At 69.9% G+C, this 22,890-nt stretch carries 17 protein-coding genes and 1 pseudogene; 10 read left to right on the forward strand and 8 right to left on the reverse strand.

Features of this window, described 5'->3' with window-relative positions:
• Positions 1 to 140: 140 nt before the first annotated feature.
• The 5 genes from OG453_RS23875 (at position 141) to OG453_RS23895 (ending at position 6,050) form a co-directional block, all read left to right on the forward strand.
• A complete protein-coding gene (locus OG453_RS23875) occupies positions 141 to 1,844 on the forward strand; it encodes a cytosine permease (RefSeq protein WP_266870494.1) in 1,704 nt (567 codons plus the stop codon).
• A gap of 205 nt (positions 1,845 to 2,049) precedes the next feature.
• Complete coding sequence (locus tag OG453_RS23880; RefSeq protein WP_266870496.1) at positions 2,050 to 2,235, forward strand: SPOR domain-containing protein; 186 nt, start codon at positions 2,050 to 2,052, stop codon at positions 2,233 to 2,235.
• Between the two features lie 18 nt (positions 2,236 to 2,253).
• On the forward strand, positions 2,254 to 2,640 hold the full coding sequence (locus OG453_RS23885) for a (deoxy)nucleoside triphosphate pyrophosphohydrolase (RefSeq protein ID WP_266870497.1): 387 nt from the start codon (positions 2,254 to 2,256) through the stop codon (positions 2,638 to 2,640).
• Positions 2,641 to 2,851: 211 nt separating this feature from the next.
• The gene (locus OG453_RS23890; RefSeq protein WP_266870498.1) at positions 2,852 to 3,268 is read left to right on the forward strand and encodes an ATP-binding protein; all 417 of its coding nucleotides are present in this window, start codon (positions 2,852 to 2,854) and stop codon (positions 3,266 to 3,268) included.
• A gap of 166 nt (positions 3,269 to 3,434) precedes the next feature.
• Positions 3,435 to 6,050, forward strand: a complete 2,616-nt coding sequence (locus OG453_RS23895; protein ID WP_266870499.1) for a SpoIIE family protein phosphatase — start codon at positions 3,435 to 3,437, stop codon at positions 6,048 to 6,050.
• Positions 6,051 to 6,090: 40 nt separating this feature from the next.
• Here the strand turns inward: OG453_RS23895 and OG453_RS23900 are convergent, their stop codons facing one another.
• Positions 6,091 to 6,804, reverse strand: coding sequence for a PspA/IM30 family protein (locus OG453_RS23900; protein ID WP_266870500.1), 714 nt, complete (start codon positions 6,802 to 6,804; stop codon positions 6,091 to 6,093).
• A gap of 100 nt (positions 6,805 to 6,904) precedes the next feature.
• A complete protein-coding gene (locus OG453_RS23905) occupies positions 6,905 to 8,935 on the reverse strand; it encodes a TPM domain-containing protein (protein ID WP_266873107.1) in 2,031 nt (676 codons plus the stop codon).
• Between the two features lie 366 nt (positions 8,936 to 9,301).
• Here OG453_RS23905 and OG453_RS23910 point away from each other — a divergent pair.
• Together OG453_RS23910 and OG453_RS23915 are read left to right on the forward strand one after the other, a co-directional pair.
• Positions 9,302 to 10,084, forward strand: a pseudogene (locus tag OG453_RS23910) (IS200/IS605 family accessory protein TnpB-related protein); the annotation flags it as partial.
• Positions 10,085 to 10,237: 153 nt separating this feature from the next.
• Complete coding sequence (locus OG453_RS23915) at positions 10,238 to 10,987, forward strand: SMI1/KNR4 family protein (protein WP_266870501.1); 750 nt, start codon at positions 10,238 to 10,240, stop codon at positions 10,985 to 10,987.
• Here the strand turns inward: OG453_RS23915 and OG453_RS23920 are convergent.
• The 6 genes from OG453_RS23920 to OG453_RS23945 all read right to left on the reverse strand — a co-directional run bounded on the left by OG453_RS23920 (position 10,984) and on the right by OG453_RS23945 (position 17,032).
• A complete protein-coding gene (locus OG453_RS23920) occupies positions 10,984 to 11,661 on the reverse strand; it encodes a phosphotransferase (RefSeq protein WP_266870502.1) in 678 nt (225 codons plus the stop codon). The two genes, OG453_RS23915 and OG453_RS23920, sit on opposite strands and share 4 nt — an antisense overlap.
• Before the next feature lie 37 nt (positions 11,662 to 11,698).
• Positions 11,699 to 12,982, reverse strand: coding sequence for a hydrolase (locus OG453_RS23925; protein WP_266870504.1), 1,284 nt, complete (start codon positions 12,980 to 12,982; stop codon positions 11,699 to 11,701).
• A gap of 127 nt (positions 12,983 to 13,109) precedes the next feature.
• A complete protein-coding gene (locus OG453_RS23930) occupies positions 13,110 to 13,880 on the reverse strand; it encodes a succinate dehydrogenase/fumarate reductase iron-sulfur subunit (protein ID WP_266870505.1) in 771 nt (256 codons plus the stop codon).
• On the reverse strand, positions 13,877 to 15,829 hold the full coding sequence (locus OG453_RS23935) for a fumarate reductase/succinate dehydrogenase flavoprotein subunit (RefSeq protein WP_266870506.1): 1,953 nt from the start codon (positions 15,827 to 15,829) through the stop codon (positions 13,877 to 13,879). The genes OG453_RS23930 and OG453_RS23935 overlap by 4 nt, the downstream gene beginning before the upstream one ends.
• Positions 15,829 to 16,662: a hypothetical protein gene (locus OG453_RS23940; RefSeq protein WP_266870507.1), complete on the reverse strand. Its 834-nt coding sequence runs from the start codon at positions 16,660 to 16,662 to the stop codon at positions 15,829 to 15,831. Before OG453_RS23940 ends, OG453_RS23935 begins: the two co-directional genes overlap by 1 nt.
• Before the next feature lie 64 nt (positions 16,663 to 16,726).
• Complete coding sequence (locus tag OG453_RS23945; protein WP_266870508.1) at positions 16,727 to 17,032, reverse strand: hypothetical protein; 306 nt, start codon at positions 17,030 to 17,032, stop codon at positions 16,727 to 16,729.
• A gap of 338 nt (positions 17,033 to 17,370) precedes the next feature.
• Here OG453_RS23945 and OG453_RS23950 point away from each other — a divergent pair, with 338 nt between their 5' ends.
• The 3 genes from OG453_RS23950 (at position 17,371) to typA (ending at position 22,436) form a co-directional block, all read left to right on the forward strand.
• On the forward strand, positions 17,371 to 19,668 hold the full coding sequence (locus OG453_RS23950) for an ABC transporter family substrate-binding protein (RefSeq protein ID WP_266870509.1): 2,298 nt from the start codon (positions 17,371 to 17,373) through the stop codon (positions 19,666 to 19,668).
• 128 nt (positions 19,669 to 19,796) lie between these two features.
• On the forward strand, positions 19,797 to 20,405 hold the full coding sequence (locus OG453_RS23955) for a hypothetical protein (RefSeq protein ID WP_266870510.1): 609 nt from the start codon (positions 19,797 to 19,799) through the stop codon (positions 20,403 to 20,405).
• A 156-nt stretch (positions 20,406 to 20,561) separates the two neighbouring features.
• A complete protein-coding gene (gene typA, locus OG453_RS23960) occupies positions 20,562 to 22,436 on the forward strand; it encodes a translational GTPase TypA (RefSeq protein ID WP_266870512.1) in 1,875 nt (624 codons plus the stop codon).
• Positions 22,437 to 22,890: the final 454 nt, after the last annotated feature.

Here is a 22,890-nt window from a genome sequence, read left to right on the forward strand (position 1 = left end):
CGTCCGCCCGCCGTGATCGCGAGTTAACGCGCGCTCAACTTCCGTAACGGCGGAGCAATCGCGCCTTGCAACAAATTGTCATGCACGGCTCCTAACTTCCTCGTCCGTACCCGCAATCCGGTCGGACGACAGGAACCCTCATGACGGATACGGCCACCCGCGACACCAGCGCCGCCGCAGGCCCGCCACCCAAGCGCAGTTACGCCAAGATGGCGGCCGACGAGAGCCGCGAGGACTACTCGCTGCGCTATGCGCCGCACTCCTTCAGGCGCTGGTCCCCGACGATGGTGGCCTCCACCGCGCTGGGCGGCATCGCCTATCTCGCGGACTTCGCCATCGGCGCGTCCATCGTCTTCACCTACGGCTTCACCAGCGGACTCGCCTCGATCCTCTGTGCCGCGACGATCATCTTCGTCACCGGCATCCCGATCGCCCGGGCATGTGCCAAGTACGGCCTGGACATGGACCTGGTGACCCGTGGCGCCGGCTTCGGCTACTTCGGGTCGACGCTGACGTCCCTCATCTACGCCTCGTTCACGTTCATCTTCTTCGCGCTCGAAGGCTCGATCATGGCGCAGGCCATGCATCAGGCCGTCGGACTCCCGGTGGAGATCGGCTACTTGATCACGACGCTCATCGTGATCCCGATCGTCTTCCGCGGCATGGGCGCGCTGGCCAAGGTGCAGGCCTGGACGCAGCCGATCTGGCTCATCGGCATGGTGCTGCCCTTCGTAGTGCTCGCCTTCGAGGCTCCGGACGCCTGGGGCGCGTTCGGCTCCTTCGGGGGCACCGAGGGGGCGGGCAGCGGCTTCTCCTGGCTCTCCTTCGGGCTCGGCACGGGCGTCGCGCTCTCCCTCATCGCCCAGATCGGCGAGCAGGCGGACTATCTGCGCTTCATGCCCGCCAAGACCGAGCAGAACAAGAAGCGTTGGAATCTGGCCGTTCTCGCGGCAGGCCCCGGCTGGGTCATCATCGGCGCGGCCAAGCAGCTGGGCGGCGCGTTCCTGGCGTTCGTGGCCCTGGAGGCCGTCGGCAAGACACACGCCCTGGAGCCGATCGCCCCGCAGATCGAGGCCCTGAAGCCGTGGCTCGGTTCCTTCGCGCTGCCCGCGGCCGCCCTCTTCGTGATCGTCTCGCAGATCAAGATCAACGTGACCAACGCCTACAGCGGTTCGCTGTCCTGGTCGAACTTCTTCTCCCGCGTGACGCACAAGCACCCGGGCCGGGTCTGGTACATCTTCCTCAACCTCGCCATCGCGCTGACGCTGATGGAGATGAACATGTTCGCGGCCCTCAACAAGCTGCTCGGCTTCTACTCGAACGTGGGCATCGCCTGGATCGCGGCCGTCGCCGCCGACCTCGTCATCAACAAGCGGATGGGCTGGAGCCCGCCCTACATCGAGTTCAAGAGGGCGTATCTGTACGCGGTGAACCCGGCGGGCTTCGGCTCGATGGTGATCGCGTCGGTGGTGTCGATCCTGGCCTTCTTCGGCCTCTTCGGAGAGTACGCGGAGGCCTTCTCGACCTTCATAGCGGCCGGACTGGCCGTCGTCCTCTGCCCGTTGATCGCCTGGGCGACGAAGGGCAAGTACTACCTGGCGCGGCCCAACCCGGTGAACGGTCCGCACGTCGATGTCCCCGACGTGACGGCCACGCACGCGTGCAGCGTCTGCGAGACGGCGTACGAACTCCCGGACATCGCGGACTGCCCCGTCCAGTCGGGACCGATCTGTTCGCTGTGCTGCTCCCTTGACGCCGAGTGCGGCGATGTCTGCCGTACGTCGCCGTCGAGCGAGCCGGTGCTCATGCCGATGCCGGCGATGCCCGCGGCGCGCGACGACTGACACGGGCTCGTACCGGCCGAACCGGTGCCATCGGGGGGCGCATCCGACGCGATGCGCCCCCTCGGTCATGGCCAATTGCGTACCTCTTTGTGCAAAGTCGTATCCGCTGCGTAAAGGTCGGGCGTAGGCTCGGGCATATGCGGAATGGGGTTTCCTTACTGATCGAGGCGTGGCGCGCGCCGGGGGCGGCGAGCGGAGGGGCGCGATGAATGACGGGACGGTCGTACTTCCCTGGCAGGTGATCCGGCAGGACGACAACGGCAACCGCTATCGCGTGGGCAGGTACGCGACGAAGGCGGAGGCCGAGAAGATAGCCGACAGCCTCGACGACCGCGGGCACAGGCAGCTCTACTGGGTCGAGAAGCTGAGCCAGAACGGCAGCGCGCACTGACCGCATAGGCTCCGGCGCATGACGGATCGGATCGTGGTGGGCGCCGCCCTGTACGACGACGGACGCCTCCTCGCCGCGCGGCGCAGCGCGCCGCCGGAGCTCGCGGGCCGCTGGGAGCTGCCGGGCGGCAAGGTGGAGCCGGGAGAGCACCCCGAGGAAGCCCTGGTGCGGGAGCTGCGCGAGGAGCTCGGCGTCGCAGCCGAGCCGGTGGCCCGGGTGCCCGGCCAGTGGCCGCTCAAGCCCGGCTATGTCCTGTGGGTGTGGACCGCGAAGCTCCTGTCGGGGGACCCGGAGCCGCTGGAGGACCACGATGAGCTGCGGTGGCTCGCGCCGGACGAGATCTGGTCGGTGGACTGGCTGGACGCGGACGTGCCCGCCGTCACCGCCCTCGGTCACCTTCGCTGACGGAGTTCGAGGCTTCATTTGACGGAGTTTCGAGGCCTCATTTGGCGGAGTTCAATGAGGGGCGTGCGCGCCTGCATCGCAAGGACCTTGAGCCACACGTACGCCGTTCGTGCCACAGCGCGCCCCGGTAAGCGGTAATTCCGCCGGGATATCGGGTATGTGCCCATTAACCCCATGAAACCGGACAGGGTCCGCTGCTGCTGGTCTGGAAGTGATCGGCGTGATCGACACCGAAGGCGACTGCGCCGAGTGGAGTTTTCCCGCGGACCCCGGAGCCGTGCGCACGGCCCGGGCCGTCGTCCGTGCACAGCTCCGCGACTGGGGCCTCGCCTCCCTCGGTGACATCACCGCCCTGCTCGTGAGCGAGCTGGTCACCAACTCCCTGCGCCATGCCTCGGGCCCCATCGGCGTACGCCTCGTACGCCCCGCCGACCCCGTGGGCGCCCTCCTCGTAGAGGTCTCCGATCCGCTCCCCGACCCCCCTCGGGAACGTGCCGCGGCCCTTGATGACGAGGGTGGCCGGGGGATCCAATTGGTGGCCCACTCGTCGCGCCGCTGGGGGACACGGCCGGGCAGGACGGGGAAGACGGGGAAGACGGTGTGGTTCGAGCTGGTGCTGCCGGGTTAGAAGACTGGCAGCGTGGGACGGACACAAGACAGTGACGGGCCAAAAAGAGTTGAGTCCGTGCTGTGATCGTGAACGCCATGTGGCGTGGCGCCGTAGTGCTGGATACTGCGGGCAGCCGCATCCGGTGACCGGTGCCGGACGTGGTGAGCTGGAGGGGACGGTTCGCGTGAGCGAGATACCAGCGAAGGCGACGGAGCAGGACGGGCCGTCGGGTGACGCTAGGGGCGAAGCTGCGGATGACGTGATGTGGCAGAGCAGTCCACCCGGTTCGATCTACGACTACATCAAGGTGGCCGCCTTCTCGATAGGCCCCGACGGACTGATCGACCAGTGGAGCCGGCGCGCTGAGCAGCTGTTCGGCGTGCGTGCCGAGGACGCCGTGGGCAAGGACCCGATCGAGGCGTTCGTCCCGGCCGAGCTGCGCAGCAGCGGACACCGCAAGATGGCGGAGATCCTCGACGGCAGGGAGTGGACGGGATCCGTCCGCTTCCGGGTGCCGGAGGAGAGCGGCGAGCCCGCTCCGCAGGCCGGCATTTCCGAAGGGATCGCCGAGGTCTATGTGATGCCGACGGCCACGGAGGACGGCGAACGGGCCGCCGTCTGCATCGTCGTCGACGTACGGGCGCTGCGGCAGATCGAGACCGACCTCGCCGCATCGCAGGCCATTTTCGGCCAATCTCCCTTCGGCTTCCTGCTGTTCGGCACGGATCTCAAGGTGCAGCGCGCCAACCGCCGCTTCGCCGCGGTCTTCGGAGGCGGCGTCGACGACCACCGCGGCCGCACCGTCCACGACTATCTGCCACGCCACGAGGCCGACCGCATGGCCGCCGCGCTCCGGCGCGTCCTGGAGACCGGCGAAGCCGTGACCGACATGCAGATCGTCGGCCCCGCCCCCGGCAGCAACGCCCGCCGCCACTGGTCGATCAACCTCTACCGCGTGCACAGCGGTTCGGGCCACCCCATCGGCATCGCGGGACTCGGCACCGACGTCACCCAGCGGCACGCGGCCGCCCGCGAGGCCGCTCACGCCCGCCGTAACCTCGCTCTTCTTAATGAAGCGGGCGCCCGGATAGGTAACTCCCTGGATCTGGAGACCACCGCCCGGGAGCTGCTCGACGTCACCGTCCCCGGCTTCTGCGACCTCGCATCCGTAGACCTCTATCAGGGACTGCTCGACGGCGACGAGACCCCGCCCGGCCTCGCCGACGGAAGCGCCGAACTGCGCCGCGTGGCCTTCGCGAGCGCCGTCGCCGACGCGCCCTTCCCGGAGGGCGGCACCCCCGTGGACGTGGGCGCCGTCCACCGTTTCGCCTTCACATCGCCCTGCGCCGACGCCCTGCGCACCGCACGGCCGCGCCTCGTGTCCGCCGCCGACGACGGCTCCGCGAGCAGGCTCACCGGGGGGCTCGTCCAGTCGACGCTCGCCGTTCCGATGGTCGCCCACGACACCGTCGTGGGCCTCGCCCAGTTCTCCCGTACGAAGGGCAGCGAGCCCTTCGGGGAACGCGACCGCTCCCTGGCGGTCGAACTCGCCGCGCGCGCCGCCGTCTGCATCGACAACGCCCGCCTCTACCGGCGCGAACACGAGCGGGCGCTGATACTGCAGCGCTCCCTGCTGCCGCCCGGCGACCCGGAGGCCTCCGGCCTGGACATCGCCTGCCGCTATCTGCCCGGCAACGCGGCCACCGAGGTCGGCGGCGACTGGTTCGACGTCATCGAACTGCCGGGCCACCGCACCGCCCTGGTCGTCGGCGACGTCATGGGCCGCGGCCTGCGCGCCGCCGTCGCCATGGGCGAACTGCGCACCGCCGTGCGGACCTTGGCGCTCCTGGACCTGGAGCCGGCCGAGGTGCTCTCCGCGCTCGACGAGATCGCCCGCGGCCTCGGCGACCCCTCGGGCACCCAGCAGGCCACCCGAGCGGCACGTCAGACGCGCTCGTCGGCCGAGACGGACCTCTCCGAGGTCTACCTCGCCACCTGCGTGTACGCGGTCTACGACTCCGTCACACGCCGCTGTACGTTCGCCAACGCGGGCCACCTGCCGCCCGTCCTCGTCGAGCCCGACGAGTCGCCGCTCATGCTCGACGTGCCGCCCGGCATGCCGCTGGGCGTCGGCGGTGAGCCCTTCGAAGAGGTCGAGGTCGAACTCCCCGAGGGTTCCCTGCTCGCGCTCTACACGGACGGCCTCGTCGAATCCCGCGACCACCCGCTCGACGAGGGCCTGAACGCCTTCGTACGCGCCCTCGACACCCCGCTGTCGGCCCTTGAGGACGTCTGCGACCACGTCCTGAACACCCTCGACACCCACCACGGAGAGGACGACATCGCGCTCCTGATGGCGCGCGTCCAGGGTCTGCCCGCCGAAGCCGTCGGCGACTGGACGCTGCCGCGCGACCCGAAGTCGGTGGGCAGGGCCCGCGAACTGGCCTGCGCACAGCTGCGCACCTGGAACCTGGAACCGCTCTGCGACACCACGGAACTCCTGGTCAGCGAGTTGGTCACGAACGCTCTGCGGTACGGCGAAGGCGACATCAGGCTGCGGCTGCTTCTCGACCGCACCCTGGTGTGCGAGGTGTGGGACGCGGGCCTCGTCCAGCCGCGCCGTCGGCGCGCGCGGGACACGGACGAGGGTGGCCGCGGGCTGCAGCTGGTCGGGCTGCTGAGCGCGGCGTGGGGCTCGCGCAGGACGCCGCGCGGCAAGACCGTGTGGTTCGAACTGCCGCTGCCGGACAGCGGGGTGGAGTCGATGGACGCGGCGGAGGCGCTGCTCAGCCTGTTCTGAGGGCTGCGCCTTCTAGGCGGCCCGTTGTGCTGTCGCGCCGCTACGTAGTGGCCTTCAGGGCGGCGAGCCGGGCGGCGACCTCCGCCTCGTCGCCCAGGCCGTCCAACTGCTCGAACTGCGCGTCCAGGGACGATGCGGCGAGTTCCTGCTTGCCCATCGCCCTGGCCTCCTCGCGGCGCACCTTGTCCTCGAAGCGGGCCAACTCGCTGGTCGGGTCGAGGACGTCGATGTTCTGTGCGGCGTCAAGCATCTGGTTCTGCGCCTGCGCCGACTTGGCGCGGGCGACCAGCTGATTGCGCTTCGACTGGAGCTGCGTCAGCTTGATCTTCATCTGGTCGAGGCCCGACTTCAGCTTGTCGACGACCTCGGTCTGCGAGGCGATCGTCGGCTCGGCGTCCTTGGCCTCGCGCTCCGACTGCAGTTGCCGTTGCAGCGCGACCTTGGCCAGCGTGTCGAACTTGTCGGCCTCCACGGCGCTCCCGTCGGACCGCAGCTCGTCCGCCTTCCTGCTGGCGGCGACCGCCTTGGCGCCCCATTCATTGGCCGCGTCCTTGTCCTCCTTGTGGTCGAGTTCCACCATCCGCAGATTGCCGATGGTGGTCGCCACCGCCTCCTCGGCCTCCCTGATGTTGTTCGTGTAGTCACGGATCAGCTGGTCGAGCATCTTCTGCGGATCCTCCGCCTGATCGAGGAGGGAGTTGATGTTGGCCTTCGCGAGCTGGGCGACGCGGCCGAGGATCGTCTGCTTGGTCATATCAGGACTCTCTCTATGAGGACGGTGAGGGCGGGTAGGGCTGATGGGGTTCTAGGAGACGTACGAAAAGGCTTTCGCGAGGAGGGCTTCGCTCGACGGCTCAGAACCGGCCGCCCCCGCCCATCCGCCCCCGCGTCCCCCCGCCGCCGAAGCTCCCGGGGCGGCCGCCCCCGAAACCGCCGCCCGCGCCGCCCGCCCCGCGGCCCATGCCTCCCAAGAGCTCGCCGAGGATGAGGCCGCCGAGCACCGCGCCGCCCATGCCGCCGCCGCGGCTGCCACCGCCTCCGTAGGGGTTGCCGAAGCCGCGTACGTCGCCCTCGGCGAGCTGCTGCGCCTGCCGGGCCCTGGCGTCGGCCTGCTGGGCCTCGGCGAGCGCCGTGGCGGCGTCGGAGTCATGGGCGGCCTCCGCGCCCGCCAGATGCCGCTGAGCCTCCGCCAGACGGGTCCTTGCCTCGCTGCCCACCGCGCCCCGGTGCGTGCCGATGAAGTCGGCCGCCGCTCCCACGGCGCTGCGTGCGGTGAGCATGGCCTGGCCGAGGAGGGCGACGGTGCGCCGGTCGGTGACCTCGCGTTCGCGGGCGCCCGCCAGGGACGCGTCGAGGGCGGCGTCGGCCTCCTCGACCCGGCGCAGGGCGTCGATCGGGTCGTGTGGTCCCGCCGCCACCTGCTTGCGGACCCCGGCGACGACCGCTTCCGCGCGGGCGATACGACCGTGCAGGTCGGCCGTCGGGACGCCCTCCAGGGTGCCTTCGAGGAGGCCGTGCGCGTCGGCGAGGTCGGTCTCCGCCTCGGTGAGCGCCTGGGGGAGCTTCTCCGCGGCCAGCGTGAGCTCGTCCGCGAGCCGCTCGACCGCGTCCACGAAGGTGCCCGCCTGGTCGACGGCTCCCTCGGCGGCCCGCAGATGGACGGCGGCTCTGCCGTTGTCGCCCGCGTCGATCGCCTGCCGCGCCTGGTTCAGGTGCGTCGTGGCGAAGACCAGACGGTCCTTCGCCTGCTCCACATGGCCCACGACCTGCGCGGAAGCGGACGGCGCGTACGTCTCGCGCAGGGCGGCGAGGGTGACTTGCGCGGTGGTGGTACGCCCGCTGACCTGCCTGAAAACCGTCTCGGCGTGCTCCAGGGCCTGCGCCGCGTCGCGTTCGAGGGCGCGCAGCTGGTCGAAGCCCGCCGCCTCCGCGTCGAGGCGGCGGCCCGCCTCCGTGCAGCGCGTGACGATCTCTTCGAGCATCGCCCGCCTGGTCGCGTCGTCCTCGGGATGGGCGTCGTCAAGGCGCTGGCGCACCCGGAAGGCCGTCGTCAGCTCGTCACGGGCGTACGTGAGCGCGTCGGTGAAGGGCCGGACCGCGTCGTCGCCGAACTGGGCGGTGGCGAAGCCGAGTTCCTCGGCGCTGGTGCGGATCGCGTCATCGGTCTCCACCAGGAGCCGCTTGGACTTCTTGTCGAGCTCGGGGAGCGAGGCCGGCTGTTCTCCCTTGCCCCATCCGCCGCCCCCGGGCGTCGTACGCGTGGTCGCGCGCCGTTTGCGGCGGCTGTAGGCGACCGCGGCCATGGCCCCCGCGGCGCCGACCGCCACGACCGGCAGGACCAGGTCGCCGCTCGACGTGTCGTTTCCGTCGCTCCCGGCTCCGCCGCCCGGATCGGGGTCCCCTGGAGTGATCGTCGGGGTGGGTACGGGGCTGCCCGCAAGGACCGCGCTGTAGCCGTTCGCGGCTCCGATGGCCGCGCCCGCCCAGTCGCTCGCGCGCAGTGCCGGCTTGATCGCGGTGGTGGCGACATCCCGCAGCTGATCCTCGGTGAGCCGCGAACCGCGCTCTACGGAGTAGGCGTACTGGCGGTCGTGCGTGGCGACGGCGAGCAGCACGTCGTCCTGGCCCAGGCCGTTGCGCTCGGCGGTGGTGTCCGCCCAGTCCTGCGCCGAGCGGCCGGAGAAGTCGCGTACGTAGACGACGAAGAGCTGCACGCCACGGTCGTCGTAGAGCCGGTCGAGCGCCTGCTCGGTGACGTCCTCGCGGTCGCCGAGTGCGCCTGCCCTGTCGGTGGTCTGGCCGTCACGGGAGAGGGTGACCGGGTCTTCGGCCGGTACGGCGAGTGCCGCGGGGGCGGGCAGGAGCAGCAGGCACCACGTGAGCAGTGCGGCGGCCGCCGCTGCCGCCCGCACGGATATGTGCGAGGGCGGCGTCACATTTGGGAGCGTATGGCCGTCTTCGGGGGTGCGCGACTGGGGGCCGGGGTGATGGCCCGGCCCCCGGTCGCCCCTCTCAGATGCTGAACCGCTCCTTGGCCAGGAGCGGCCGCACGCGCGAGGTGAAGCCGCCGGACTGCTCGGCGGCGTCGTCCACCGTGGGGTTGGCCACTGCTTGGGGTTAAGGGCGGTTGAGTGCGCGCGGGAGCGTCTGAGCGAGTGTCGTGGTGTTCCTTCCGAAGGGGGTCGGAGTCGGGGCGGGGTACGGGGCTGCGGGCCATCGCCGAGCCGTACGTTGCTCCCGGACGGCCACCCGCCCAGCCGAACGGGCACAAGGGCACCAACAGGGACTCCGGTGGCTACGGTTCGCGCCGCGAGTGGTTCGCCAAGTTCCGCCGCCGAGACGCACTGAAGGCCCGGCTGGAACGGGCGCGGGCGGACTGTACGGCCGGAGTGGTGCACGTGGTGCACGTGGTGCGCGATGGACGCAAGCTGCTCCACGCCCGACTCCACCTGGACCAGGCCGGGTTGAGCGAGGAGGCGTGGCGGGTGCGGTGGGCGGCGGCACGCCGGTTTCTGCAGGCCGACGGGGAGAGCGGCAAACGGTTCGGCAACGAGACGATCCGGGTCACCCCCGACGGTCAGGTGTCGCTCAAACTGCCCGCCCCGCTGACGGAGTTGGCCAACGCCCCACCCGTGCCGCTACGTGCTGGCGGCACGGGTGGCCTTCGCGCACCGGGGCCAGGAGCGGGCCGACAGGGTCGGCGCGAACCGTGCGGTCGCCTACCGCATCCACTGGGACGCGGGGCGCGGGCGCTGGTATCTGACCGCCTCCTGGCAGCGCCCGCCGGTGCGGGTGATCGTGTGTGTGGGGTGGCCGCGATCGCCGTCGAGGACCTGGACTTCGCCGACCAGAAGTCCCGGGAGAAGCACGGGCGGCGCAAGACGTTCCGGCAGCTGATCTCCGGCATACCCACCGCCCGGCTGAAGGCCCGGCTGATGTCGATGGCCGCCGCCCAGGACCTGGTGATCGTCGCGGTCGATGCCGCCTACACCAGCAAGTGGGGCGCCCAGCGCTGGCGCAAGCCGATGACCACCAACCACAGGACCATCGTCCCCGGCGGCAGCGCCCCCGCCCAGGCCTGAACCGTGCTTGACCCGGTTGGAAAGCGCATCAACCCTGGGCGCGTACGGTGACCCGGGCAAGGCCGGGTCTGCTTCGGGCGTCGGCCGTAAGGGGGAGGAGCGCGGGTGGGCGGGATCTGGACCGGGGTACGGGAACGCGTGCTCGCCCTGCGCGAGGCGCCGAACCGGCGGTTGGTGTTCGGCGCGGACGCCGGGCGACACGGCCATGGGTTCGAGCTGAGCCCGGTCCTGACCGAGGAGCAGGTGCGGGCGGTGGAGCAGCGGCTCGGCTTCGGCTTCCCGCCGGAGTACCGGAGCTTTCTCCTCGAGGTCGGCGAGGGCGGGGCGGGACCGGACTACGGGCTGTTCCCGGTGAGGCCGATGGGACCAGCCGCGGCCGAGCCAGCCGCGCCACAGGGCACCGTTCCCGAGGGCACGGTGCCGGAAGGTGCCCCTGCCGAGGACACCGCGCCGGAGGCCCGGCGCCACGAGCCGCCCTTCCGCCCTGAGCTCACCCAGGAACTGGACGCGCATGAATCCGCTGAACCTCAGCGAGCGGCCTACGCCGACACGACGGAGGGCGAGGCGAGGTTCGTGCGCGACTACCGCGCCTGGGACGCGCGCCACGACGAGCTCCACGACGAGCTGACCGAGGGCACCCTCTGCGTGAGCGAGCAGGGCTGCGCCTACTACACGCTGCTCGCCGTCACCGGCCCCGAGCGCGGCACGATGTGGGACGACGTGCGGGCGGTCGGCGAGGGAGTGGTTCCGATCCGGCACAAGGGCAAGGACAAGGAGCGGGTGACGTTCGCGGAGTGGTACCTGCACTGGCTGGCCCACGCGGAACGCCAGGCCCTGGCGGAACAGCCCGACTAGCCCAGCTCCACCACAGCGTCCACCGCCTCGCCGAGGCGCCGCACCTCGGCGGCGCTCAGTGTGGGATTGGTGGCCCGTCTGGCGCGGGCCGCCGCGAGGTGGCCGTCGGCCGTCAGCCGCAGGCCGGCCGGGATGTCCGAGAGGAGCCCGGCCAGGGCGGCACGGCCCACGCCCGACTCGGCCCTGTCGCCCACCGCCACCTCCGCGAGGATCAGTGCCGACATGGCCCAGTCCATGCCGGGCGGCCCCTCCTCCGTGTTGGACCAATCGATCACCATCGGGCCGCTGGGTGCCAGGATCACGTTCTCCGGGTGGAGGTCGAGGTGCAGCACACGGTGGTCGGCGGCGACGGCCGAAGCGCGCGCGGGAATCGCGTGAAGGTCGCGCAGCAGCCGGGCGAGCAACAGCCCCGCGTCCTCCGGCGTGATCGAGCCCCGCATCCCCGCCTCCGCCATGGTCGGCCCGGAGAGGCGCTGCATCACCAGATCGCTGCGAGTGGCCCTCTCCTCCCGCACCTGCGGCACGGGATACCCCTTCTCATGGAGGTACGCCATGACGACGGCCTCGCGCGCGGCATCACCCCAGCCTCGGTACCGCCGCAGCACCCAGTCGTCGTCCAGTGCGAAGACATCGCCGGTGCGGCCGGAACCGATCAACGGACCAGTTATCCCCATCCCGGGAGCGTAAGGCGAACCAGTGGCCCGAACCGCGTCAACCGGCGAACTCCACCTCCGGATACCTCCCCGAAGGCCCGTCCAACAGATGATCGTCATCGCCCCGCAGCCAGCGGTCGAAGAACGAGACGACATAGGCCCGTTGAGCCGCCACCGCGCGAGCCGGGGCGACCTTGCCCATGTTCTCCTCGATCACCTTCTGGCTCACCCCGGCCTGTGGCAGGAGCGAGGCCAGGTCCGTGTACGTCTGGTGCATCGAGCCGCGCAGGGTCAGGTTCCGCTTCCAGGCCGTGGTGTGGGACCAGAACTCCCGCCAGGACGGCTCCGTCGTGCGGTCGCTGCCCTGCCTGCCCATCAGGAGGAACGGGCGGTCCAGGCCGTGCCGGGCCACCGGCATGAGGTTCGTGCCGTTCGGTTCGGGGTTGTACTCCAAGGTGCCGTCCAGGTCTATGCCCGCCTTCACACGACGGTCCTCGTACATCGTCTCGGCGGCCGCTATGCCGCCCGCCGACTGCCCGAACATGCCCACACGCCGCGCGTCGACGACCTTGGAGAGGCCGTGCGGCAAGGTGTCGATGCGGTCCAGGACGAACTTGGAGTCGGCCACCCGGACGTCGAGGACCTTCTTCAGCAGGGCCGGCATCTCGTTCGGCTGTGCCTCCTCCAGCGCCTTGCGCAGCGGGGCGTCGTCCTTCACCGAGCCGTCGGGGAACTGCACCAAAGGAGCCTCATAGGTGTGGTCGATCGTCAGCACCACATAGCCGCGGCTCGCCAGCTCCTCGACAGCTGAAGTGCCCCACGTACGCGGGTCGTTGGCGCCCGAGGCGTAGATCACCACCGGGCGTCGGCCGCCGCTCATGTCCACCGGGGCTCTTTCGCGGGCGTGCGTACGCATCGCCGCGAAGTCGATTGCGCCCTTGGGGATGCCGTGCGGTGACATGGAGTCCCAGCGCTCGGCCGCTCCTGGAGCCATGTACGGCGCCAGGCGGTGGTCGCCGTCCGACGTCCGCGCCGCCGGGTACCAGACGCTGACCATCAGCTCGCGGTACCGCTGCGAGGGCACCCAGGGGTCGTGCCGCGAACGGTCGACGAGGCGCGTCGAGAACGTACCGATCTCGTGCGGGCCCGTGGGTGCGGGAAGCCGCGCCTTGACCCCGGCGGATGTGGGCGGGGGAGTGGACCCTGCCTGGGCGGGGGCCGGGGCGGCCACCACAGCCGCCGCCAGGCCGGCCGCCGCGAGCCCCATCATCGAGCGTCGAGTCAGAGCCGAGGAGCGTCGAGTTGAAGCCGATTGCGTCGCGCCAGTCGCCGAAAAGTTCATGACTCCATGCTGATCTCGGCCCGCGCCCCTGACCATGTGGGAAATCCCGAGACTTCGCCGTGGGGGATTACCCCCACGGCCCACCCCAGCCATCCCCAGCCACGCCCGGTCAATCGCCGGCGGGACGCTACTCCCCCCGCCGCCGAATCTTGCTCCCCAGCCACACCAGCGGGTCGTACTTGCGGTCAACCGCCCGTTCCTTCAAGGGAATCAGCGCATTGTCCGTGATCTTGATGCCCTCGGGGCAGACCTCCGTGCAGCACTTGGTGATGTTGCAGTAGCCGAGCCCGTGCTCGTCCTGGGCGGTGGCCTTGCGGTCGAGGCCGGTCTCCGCCGCCGCGTCCAGCGGGTGCATGTCCAGCTCGGCGACCCGCATCAGGAAGCGCGGCCCCGCGAAAGCCGCCTTGTTCTCCTCGTGGTCGCGCACCACATGGCAGGTGTCCTGGCACAGGAAGCACTCGATGCACTTGCGGAACTCCTGGGAGCGGTCCACGTCCTCCTGCATCATGCGGTACTCGCCGGGGCCGAGATCGGCGGGCGGCACGAAGGCCGGGACCTCGCGCGCCTTCGTGTAGTTGAAGCCCACGTCCGTCACCAGGTCGCGCACCACGGGGAAGGCCCGCAGCGGGGTCACCGTGATGACATCGCCGGGGTCGAACACCGACATCCGCGTCATGCACATCAGCCGCGGCCGACCGTTGATCTCCGCCGAGCACGAACCGCACTTGCCCGCCTTGCAGTTCCAGCGCACCGCCAGGTCGGGTGCCTGGGTGGCCTGGAGGCGGTGGATGATGTCGAGGACGACCTCGCCGTCGTTGACCTCGACCTTGAAGTCCTCCAGGCCGCCGCCGCCGAGATCGCCGCGCCAGACCTTGAATTGCGCGTCGTACGAACTCACTCGTAGAGCTCCTCTTCAGCCAGGTACTTGACCAGCTCCTCCTTCTCGAAGAGAGCGAGCAAGTCGGGACGGATGGGCTCGGTCGTGACCCGCACCAGGTCGATCTGGCCGCGCACGGGATCCGTCGCCGCCAACCCACCCGTCGGATCGGCCAGTTGGCAGAGCAGATTCGCTCGGCGCCACTCGCGGTTCATCGCCGGATGGTCCTCGCGGGTGTGCCCGCCCCGGCTCTCCGTGCGCTCCAGGGCGGCCCGCGCCACGCACTCGCTGACCAGGAGCATGTTGCGCAGGTCGAGCGCGAGGTGCCAGCCGGGGTTGAACTGGCGGTGGCCCTCGACGCCCGCCCGGCGCGCCCGCACCCGCAGTTCGGCGAGCTTCTCCAGGGCCTGCTCCATCTCGGCCTCCCGGCGGATGATGCCGACCAGGTCGTTCATCGTCTGCTGGAGTTCCTGGTGGAGGGTGTACGGATTCTCCGGCGTGGTCCCGTCCTCGGGGCCCTCGGCGCTGAACGGCCGCAGCGCCTCGGCCGCCGCCGTGTCCACCTGCGTCTCGTCCACCAGGGGCCTGGCCCCGGAGAGTTCGGACGCGTGCCGCGCCGCGTGCAGTCCCGCGCGCCGCCCGAAGACCAGCAGGTCGGAGAGGGAGTTGCCGCCGAGCCGGTTGGAGCCGTGCATGCCGCCCGCCACCTCGCCGGCCGCGTACAGACCCGGCACGCGCCGCGCGGACGCCGTGTCCGAGTCGACCGCGATGCCGCCCATCACGTAGTGACAGGTCGGCCCGACCTCCATCGCCTCGGCCGTGATGTCGACGTCCGCAAGCTCCTTGAACTGGTGGTACATGGACGGGAGCCGGCGCCGGATGACCTCGGCGGGCATGCGCGTCGAGACGTCGAGGAAGACCCCGCCGTGCGGTGATCCGCGGCCAGCCTTCACCTCGGAGTTGATGGCGCGCGCCACTTCGTCGCGCGGCAGCAGTTCAGGGGGGCGGCGGTTGTTGTCCGGATCCTCGTACCAGCGGTCGCCCTCCTCCTCCGACTGCGCGTACTTCTCCTTGAAGACGTCGGGTACGTAGTCGAACATGAACCGCTTGCCTTCGGAGTTGCGCAGTACGCCGCCGTCGCCCCGCACGGACTCGGTGACGAGGATGCCCTTCACCGAGGGCGGCCAGACCATCCCCGTGGGGTGGAACTGCACGAACTCCATGTTCAGGAGAGGCGCCCCGGCGAGCAGGGCGAGCGCGTGGCCGTCGCCCGTGTACTCCCAGGAATTCGACGTCACCTTGAAGGACTTGCCGATGCCGCCGGTCGCCAGGACCACGCTCGGGGCCTCGAGCACGAAGAAGCGGCCGGACTCGCGGTCGTAGCAGAAGGTGCCGCTGACCCGGCCCTCCTCGCCGAAGACGCCGCTCTCCTCCTTCAGGACGCGGGTGACGGTGCACTCCTGGAAGACCTTCAACCGCGCTTCGTGGTCGCCGTATTCGCGCTCGTCCTCCTGTTGAAGGGAGACGATTTTCTGCTGGAGCGTACGGATCAGCTCAAGACCCGTACGGTCGCCGACGTGCGCGAGGCGCGGGTACTCGTGCCCTCCGAAGTTGCGCTGGGAGATCCGCCCGTCCGCCGTGCGGTCGAACAGGGCGCCCCAGGTCTCCAACTCCCAGACCCGGTCGGGTGCTTCACGCGCGTGCAGCTCGGCCATCCGCCACTGGTTGAGGAACTTGCCGCCGCGCAGGGTGTCGCGGAAGTGGACCTGCCAGTTGTCTCCGGAGTTCACATTGCCCATGGAGGCCGCGATGCCGCCCTCGGCCATCACCGTATGGGCCTTGCCGAACAGGGACTTGCAGATCACCGCCGTACGGGCGCCCTGCTCACGTGCCTCGATCGCGGCCCGCAGGCCCGCGCCCCCGGCCCCCACCACGACAACGTCCCACTGCTGCCGCTCCACTTGAGACATCAGAACAACCTCGGATCGTCGAAGGCGCCGGACGCGACCAGGTACACGTAGAAGTCGGCGAGCGCCACGCTCACCAGCGAGGCCCAGGCGAGCAGCATGTGGCGTGCGTTCAGTTTTCCAACCCACTGCCACATGCGGTACCGCACGGGATGCTTGGAGAAGTGCTTGAGCTTGCCGCCGACGATGTGCCGGCAGGAGTGACAGGAGAGTGTGTACGCCCAGATCAGCGTGATGTTGACCAGGAACACGAGGGTGCCGAGGCCCATGTGGCCCCACTCGTAGTGCTCGTCGCGGAACGCGAGCACGGTGTCGTACGTGAGGATGCCCGCCACCGGAACCGCCGCGTAGAAGAAGTAGCGGTGGATGTTCTGCAGGATCAGCGGGAAACGGGTCTCTCCGGAGTACTTCTTGTGCGGCTCGGCGACCGCGCAGGCGGGCGGTGACGCCCAGAAACCGCGGTAGTAGGCCTTGCGGTAGTAGTAGCAGGTCAGCCGGAAGCCGAGCGGGAAGATCAGGATCAGCAGGGCGGGGGACAGGCCCCACCAGCTGCCGAAGATCTCCCAGTTGGGCCCGCCCCGCATCGGCTCGCAGTTCTCGGCGAGGCACGGGGAGTAGAACGGGGAGACATAGGGCGCCGCGTAGTAGTCGGCGTTCGCGAAGGCCCGCCAGGTCGAGTAGACGACGAAGGCGAAGAGCCCGGCGGCCGTCGCGGCGGGCGCGAGCCACCAGCGGTCGGTCCGCAGATGGGCAGCGCTGATCGCGGCGCGCGTCTTCCCTCGTACGCCGCCGGGCTCCTGTTCGCTTTTCAGGTGGGGTTCTGTGCCAGTGGCCAACGAGGCTCGACTCCTTCGTCCGTCCTCCGGAGGTGGTGGGCAGAGAGCTCAGGGGGCTTGGGACTCAGGGGGCGTGGCGGTCCTTGGACCCCAGGCCCTCGTCGTCCGAGTCCGTCCACAGCGAGTTGTCGTAGGGCTTCTCGGGGATGTGGACGAGGTCGGGCCGCTCCTGCGGCTGCCCGGGGGGCGCGCCCGGCGTCGTGGCGCGGAGCAGGGCGAAGCTCTCGCGCAGATGGTCGGTGTCGGTGCGGACCCGGCGTACGTCGATGCCTTGCATCTCGGCACCGGCATGCTGCGTCAGCTTGTCGACGGTGCGGACCAGCTCGTCGACGCATCGCTGTACGGCCGTCAGGTCATCCTGCAGAGCCATAACTTGCCCTCACTTCAGGTGTGCGGTGGCAACGCTCATGCGCCTGCGAGTGTTGCGCGTCACATCCGGCTTGGGAAGAGATCTGCATCGATTCGCGGCGCATACGCAACGAATGCGCCGGGTCACGCGCTGATACGGGCCGACGCGCCGGACCAGGTGTCCGGATTGGGCCGCACGAGTGGCGTCCGGGTGTCGCCGCGCCGTGTCGCCGCTACTCGCCGTGCCGTGTCGCCTTGAGTGGAGCGATAGATGTGATCAACTCCATATCCCAACATATAGGAACAAACCCGGCATGGTCCTGGTAGTGGGCGGTCGGGCGAGCCTCGGAGGTATCCGTCATGTCCCCAGACAGCGTCAGGCTGAGATCTGCCGTGTTCCTCGCCACGGGCGTGCTGGCGCTGCCCGTCCTCGCCGCCTGCAGCTCCCAGGACGAGGCCGGTGCCCCGACCGCGGAGCAGGACGTCGCTCCCGCCGCACGGGATCTCGTGGCCGACGGGGGGACCATGAACTGGGCCGTCGACGCGGTGCCGGAAACCCTCAACTCCTTCCAGTCGGACGCCGATGCGGGCACCACGCGGGTCGCGGGCGCGGTCCTGCCGTCGATGTACCGCCTGGACGAGCAGGGCAGGGCGCAGCGCAACGAGGACTTCCTGGAGTCCGCGAAGGTCGTCGAGCGCGAGCCGAAACAGGTCGTGCTCTACAAGCTGCACCAGCAGGCGGTGTGGAGCGACGGCCGGGAGATCGGCGCCGACGACTTCGCGGCGCAGCAGCGGGCGCTCTCCGGCAAGGACAGCGCGTACTGGACGGCTCGCAACGCCGGCTACGACCGCATCGAGAAGATCGAGCGCGGAGCGAACAACCTGGAGGTGCGCGTCACCTTCAACAAGCCCTATGCGGACTGGCGTTCGCTCTTCTCGCCGCTGTACCCGAAGGAGGTCATGGGCACCCCTGACACCTTCAACGACGGGGCGCGGGCCAAGCTCAAGGTGAGCGCGGGGCCGTTCGCCGTCCAGGACTTCGACCGCAAGGCGGGCGAGGTCACGCTGACCCGCAATCCGCGCTGGTGGGGCAGGCCCGCCAAGCTCTCCAAGCTGGTCCTGCGCGAGGTGCCGCGCGGCGAGCGGGCCGCAGCGCTCGCCGCCGGGCAGGTCGACCTCGCCGAGATCGACGCTCCGGAGGCGGGGCGCATCCTGAACGCCGCCCGTGACAAGGGCGTCCAGGGCCCGCTCTCGCATGGCCCCGAGACGCAGCTCACCCCGGGAAAGGCGCTGCGCTCCTGGGCGATCGCCAACGGCTCCGACGAGGAGGCGGCCGGCACCGAGCTGCGGGCCCGCGAGAAGACCGGCAAGGCGATCAAGAAGTACGCCGACGAACAGTCGGGCCTGCGGGGCTACACCGTCCGCAAGTCCCTCGAACCGGCCTACACCCAGCTCGCCCTCAACGGCACCGAGGGCCCGCTCGCCGACGACCGGGTGCGGCGCGCGGTGGCCCGCGCCCTCGACCGCGACGAGATCGCCAAGGCGGTCCTGACCCCGCTCGGCCTGCCCGCCGAGCCGGTCGGAAGCCATCTGGCCCTCGCGGGGCAGCAGGCGTACGCCGACAACAGCGGCGCACTGGGGGACCAGGACACCACCGAGGCGCGGGCGCTGCTCGCCGACGCGGGGTGGGTGCCGGGCGGCCCGCTGAAGGAGAAGAAGGAGAAGACGGCCGGCGCCGAGAAGGGGAAGTCCGGCTCGGAGTCCGGGTCCGGCGACTCGGGCGACTCCGGTGACTCCGGTGACTCCGACGACGGAACGTACATCGTCGGCGAGGACGACCAGAAGCCCGGCGACAGCGGCACCTCGGTGCTCGCGCCCGCTCCGGCAGCGGCCTACCAGGAAGCAGCGCTGACCCGCCAGGCGGATTCCTTCACGTCGCGGCGCGAGGCGGACAAGGAGAAGAAGAAGGACCCCGGCGGGCACGCCAGGCAGCACACCGACAAGCAGGCGAAGAAGGGCGGCGCTCCCGGGGCGTACGCCCCGAAGGGCACCGCCGCGCCGGCCGCGCCCGCCGCCGCGCCGGGCGGCCTCATGGCCAAGGACGGCAAGCCGCTCACGCTCCGCTTCGTCCTGCCTTCGGGCGAGGGCTCGGAGTCGCTGCGCACGGTGGCGGAACGTATCTCCAGAATGCTGCAGAAGATCGGCGTCCGTACGGAGACGGCGAAGGTCGCCGACGACAGCTACTTCAAGGACCACATCGCGTCCGGCCAGTACGACCTCGCCCTCTACTCCTGGCCCGCGTCGGCCTTCCCGGCCACGGACGCGCGCCCGATCTTCGCCAAGCCGGTACCGGCCGCGGACGGTTCGCTCAACGTCGAGCAGAACTACACGCGGGTCGGCACGGACCACATCGACCAGCTCTTCGACCAGGCGCTGGGTGAGCTGGACGAGGACGAGAACCGCGCCCTGGTCAGGAAGGCCGACGCCCGCATCTGGGCCGAGGCGGGCTCCATCCCCCTCTATCAGCGCCCCCAGCTGGTGGCGGCTCGCCCGAACCTGGCGAACGCCGGAGCCTTCGGCTTCCAGTCCCCGCACTACGAGGACATCGGCTTCCTGAAGCCGGGCGCGAAGCCGTCGGGCAAGCCCGAGGAGAAGTGAGCCTGCCCTAACTACGCTCAGATTCCGCTCAACTCCCTTGCCCGCCGGCCACCCCGGCGGGCAAGGTCGTGTCTACCCATTGACCTGTGCGTTTCCTCCCCACGCCCCTGAGCACCGGCGGTACGTCCATGACCCGGAACCTGTCGGTCGGCGTCACCGCCGCGGCGCTGCTCGCGACCCTCACGGCATGCACCTCCGACGAGACTCCCCGAACCCCGACGGCCTGCGAGGGCGGCACCTACACCTGGACCGATGTCCGGCAGCGGTCCACGCTGACCGGCCTCGCCGAGCCCGTGACGATCAAGGGCAAGGCGTCCTCCCGCGCGGCCGAGATCGACCCGCTGAAAGGCGCCCGCCGATCCGTCACCTTCACCACGCTCGACGAGGGCCCTGACGCGAAGGCGGCGATCAAGTCGCTCGGCCGTCACATCGGGAGTGATGAGCCCCTCGCCCCACTCGGCGAGGAGATCGGGGACGAGGGCTTCTTCATGGAGGACGCCTCGGGCGACACCCGGGCCGGCACCTACTTCGCGTGGTCGTACGCGGATGTCGTCGAGGCGAACTTCACCTACCGGTGCGGTGACACGGAACCGGCGCGTGGGCATCTGGTGACCTGGGGGAGCGTGGGCACGGGGCTTCTGCCCTGTGCGCGGCGGCAGGAAGGGGCCGACGCGGCCGCGCTCGCCGCGGCCCGGCAGCGCTGCCCGCAGGGCTCACCGGCTACGGAGAAGGCGTAAAACCCCTGGTCAAGCCCCATGCAAGGGTCCCGCGCAGGCCATCCCCCCGTGGGCCACGTAGACTGGGGTGAGGCCGTGGCGTGTTCTGCCCGGCAGGGCACGCGTACCGGACCGTACGCGCCGCCGTCCACTCTTCCCGGGAGAAGCGCAGCTCGTATGCCCACGCGCCATGACATTCGTAATGTTGCCATCGTCGCCCACGTCGACCACGGCAAGACCACGCTGGTCGACGCCATGCTCAAGCAGGCCGGCTCCTTCGCCGCGCACGCAGCCGAGTCGCTCGACGACCGCATGATGGACTCGAACGACCTGGAGCGTGAGAAGGGCATCACGATCCTGGCCAAGAACACGGCCGTCAAGTACCACCCCAAGGATGGCGGCGACGTCATCACCATCAACATCATCGACACCCCCGGCCACGCCGACTTCGGTGGTGAGGTCGAGCGCGGCCTGTCGATGGTGGACGCGGTCGTCCTGCTGGTCGACGCCTCCGAGGGTCCGCTTCCGCAGACCCGCTTCGTGCTGCGCAAGGCCCTCGCCGCGCGCATGCCGGTGATCCTCTGCATCAACAAGACGGACCGCCCGGACTCGCGCATCGCCGAGGTCGTCGACGAGACGTACGACCTGTTCCTCGACCTGGACGCCGACGAGGACCAGATCGAGTTCCCGATCGTCTACGCCTGCGCCCGTGACGGCGTCGCCTCGCTGACCAAGCCGGAGGACGGCACCGTCCCGGCCGACAGCGAGAACCTGGAGCCGTTCTTCTCGACGATCCTGCAGCACGTCCCCGCTCCGGAGTTCGACGAGGCCGCCCCCCTGCAGGCGCACGTCACCAACCTCGACGCCGACAACTTCCTCGGCCGTATCGCGCTGTGCCGTGTCGAGCAGGGCGAGCTGAAGAAGGGCCAGACCGTCACGTGGATCAAGCGTGACGGCACGATGTCCAACGTCCGCATCACCGAGCTGATGATGACGGAGGCGCTGACGCGCAAGCCGGCCGAGAAGGCGGGCCCCGGTGACATCTGCGCCATCGCCGGTATCCCGGAGATCATGATCGGTGAGACCCTCGCCGACCCCGAGAACCCGATCGCGCTCCCGCTGATCACGGTCGACGAGCCCGCGATCTCCATGACCATCGGTACGAACACCTCGCCGCTCGTCGGCAAGGGCGGCAAGGGCCACAAGGTCACCGCCCGTCAGGTGAAGGACCGTCTGGACAAGGAGCTCATCGGTAACGTGAGCCTCCGGGTTCTCGACACCGAGCGCCCGGACGCCTGGGAGGTCCAGGGCCGTGGTGAGCTCGCGCTCGCCATCCTGGTCGAGCAGATGCGCCGCGAGGGCTTCGAGCTCACCGTCGGCAAGCCCGAGGTCGTCACCAAGCAGATCGACGGCAAGACGTACGAGCCGATCGAGCGCATGACCATCGACTCGCCCGAGGAGCACCTCGGCGCCATCACGCAGCTGATGGCGACCCGCAAGGGCCGCATGGAGACGATGACCAACCACGGCTCCGGCTGGATCCGCATGGAGTGGATCGTTCCGTCGCGTGGCCTCATCGGCTTCCGTACGGAGTTCCTGACCCAGACCCGCGGCACCGGCATCGCGCACTCCATCTTCGAGGGCCACGAGCCGTGGTTCGGCGAGCTGCGCACCCGTCACAACGGCTCGCTGGTCGCGGACCGTTCGGGTTCGGTCACGCCGTTCGCGATGGTCAACCTCCAGGAGCGCGGTGTCATCTTCACCGAGGCCGGCACCGAGGTGTACGAGGGCATGATCGTCGGTGAGAACTCGCGCGCCGACGACATGGACGTGAACATCACCAAGGAGAAGAAGCTCACCAACATGCGTGCGGCTTCCGCGGACACGACCGAGAACGTCGTGCCCGCCCGCAAGCTCTCGCTCGAGCAGTCCCTGGAGTTCTGCCGCGACGACGAGTGCATCGAGGTGACCCCGGAGACCGTGCGCATCCGCAAGGTCGTCCTGGACCAGAAGCAGCGCGGACGCACGGCGTCGCGCGCCAAGCACGGCTAAGGCCGTGACAAAGCCTGGCTAAAGTTTTGAGCCACGCCAGGCTCATGCGCAACCGCCGCTGACGCTCTGCGAATTCGGCAACTGAGGCCGGTTTCCGCCCCTCCGGAAGGAGGGCCGGGAGCCGGCCTCTCGCGCATCTGCGGCGGTTGCCCCCTGCGCGGCCCGTCAGGCCGCTACGCTGGCGCACACCTCCCAGGGTCTACGCGTGTCCACCGGACCGCGTCCGAAGGGCCCCGCCGGGCGTCTTCAACTCGCCCCGCCGCAACCGGTTTTCCTGGACGCTCCGTCCGGAATACGGACACCATTGACCGTTAGATGTGTAACACGTCCGTTTCGCAACCATCTATCTCGGATCGGTTTGTCCGGATTTTGGAAGTTGTACGCGCCAGGTGTGATTGAACCGAGACCAAAAGACTGTGGTCGACCGGTACCTCATGGCTAATAGTTGACCGCG

This window comes from Streptomyces sp. NBC_01381 (assembly GCF_026340305.1).
In the GTDB taxonomy this organism is placed as follows: domain Bacteria; phylum Actinomycetota; class Actinomycetes; order Streptomycetales; family Streptomycetaceae; genus Streptomyces.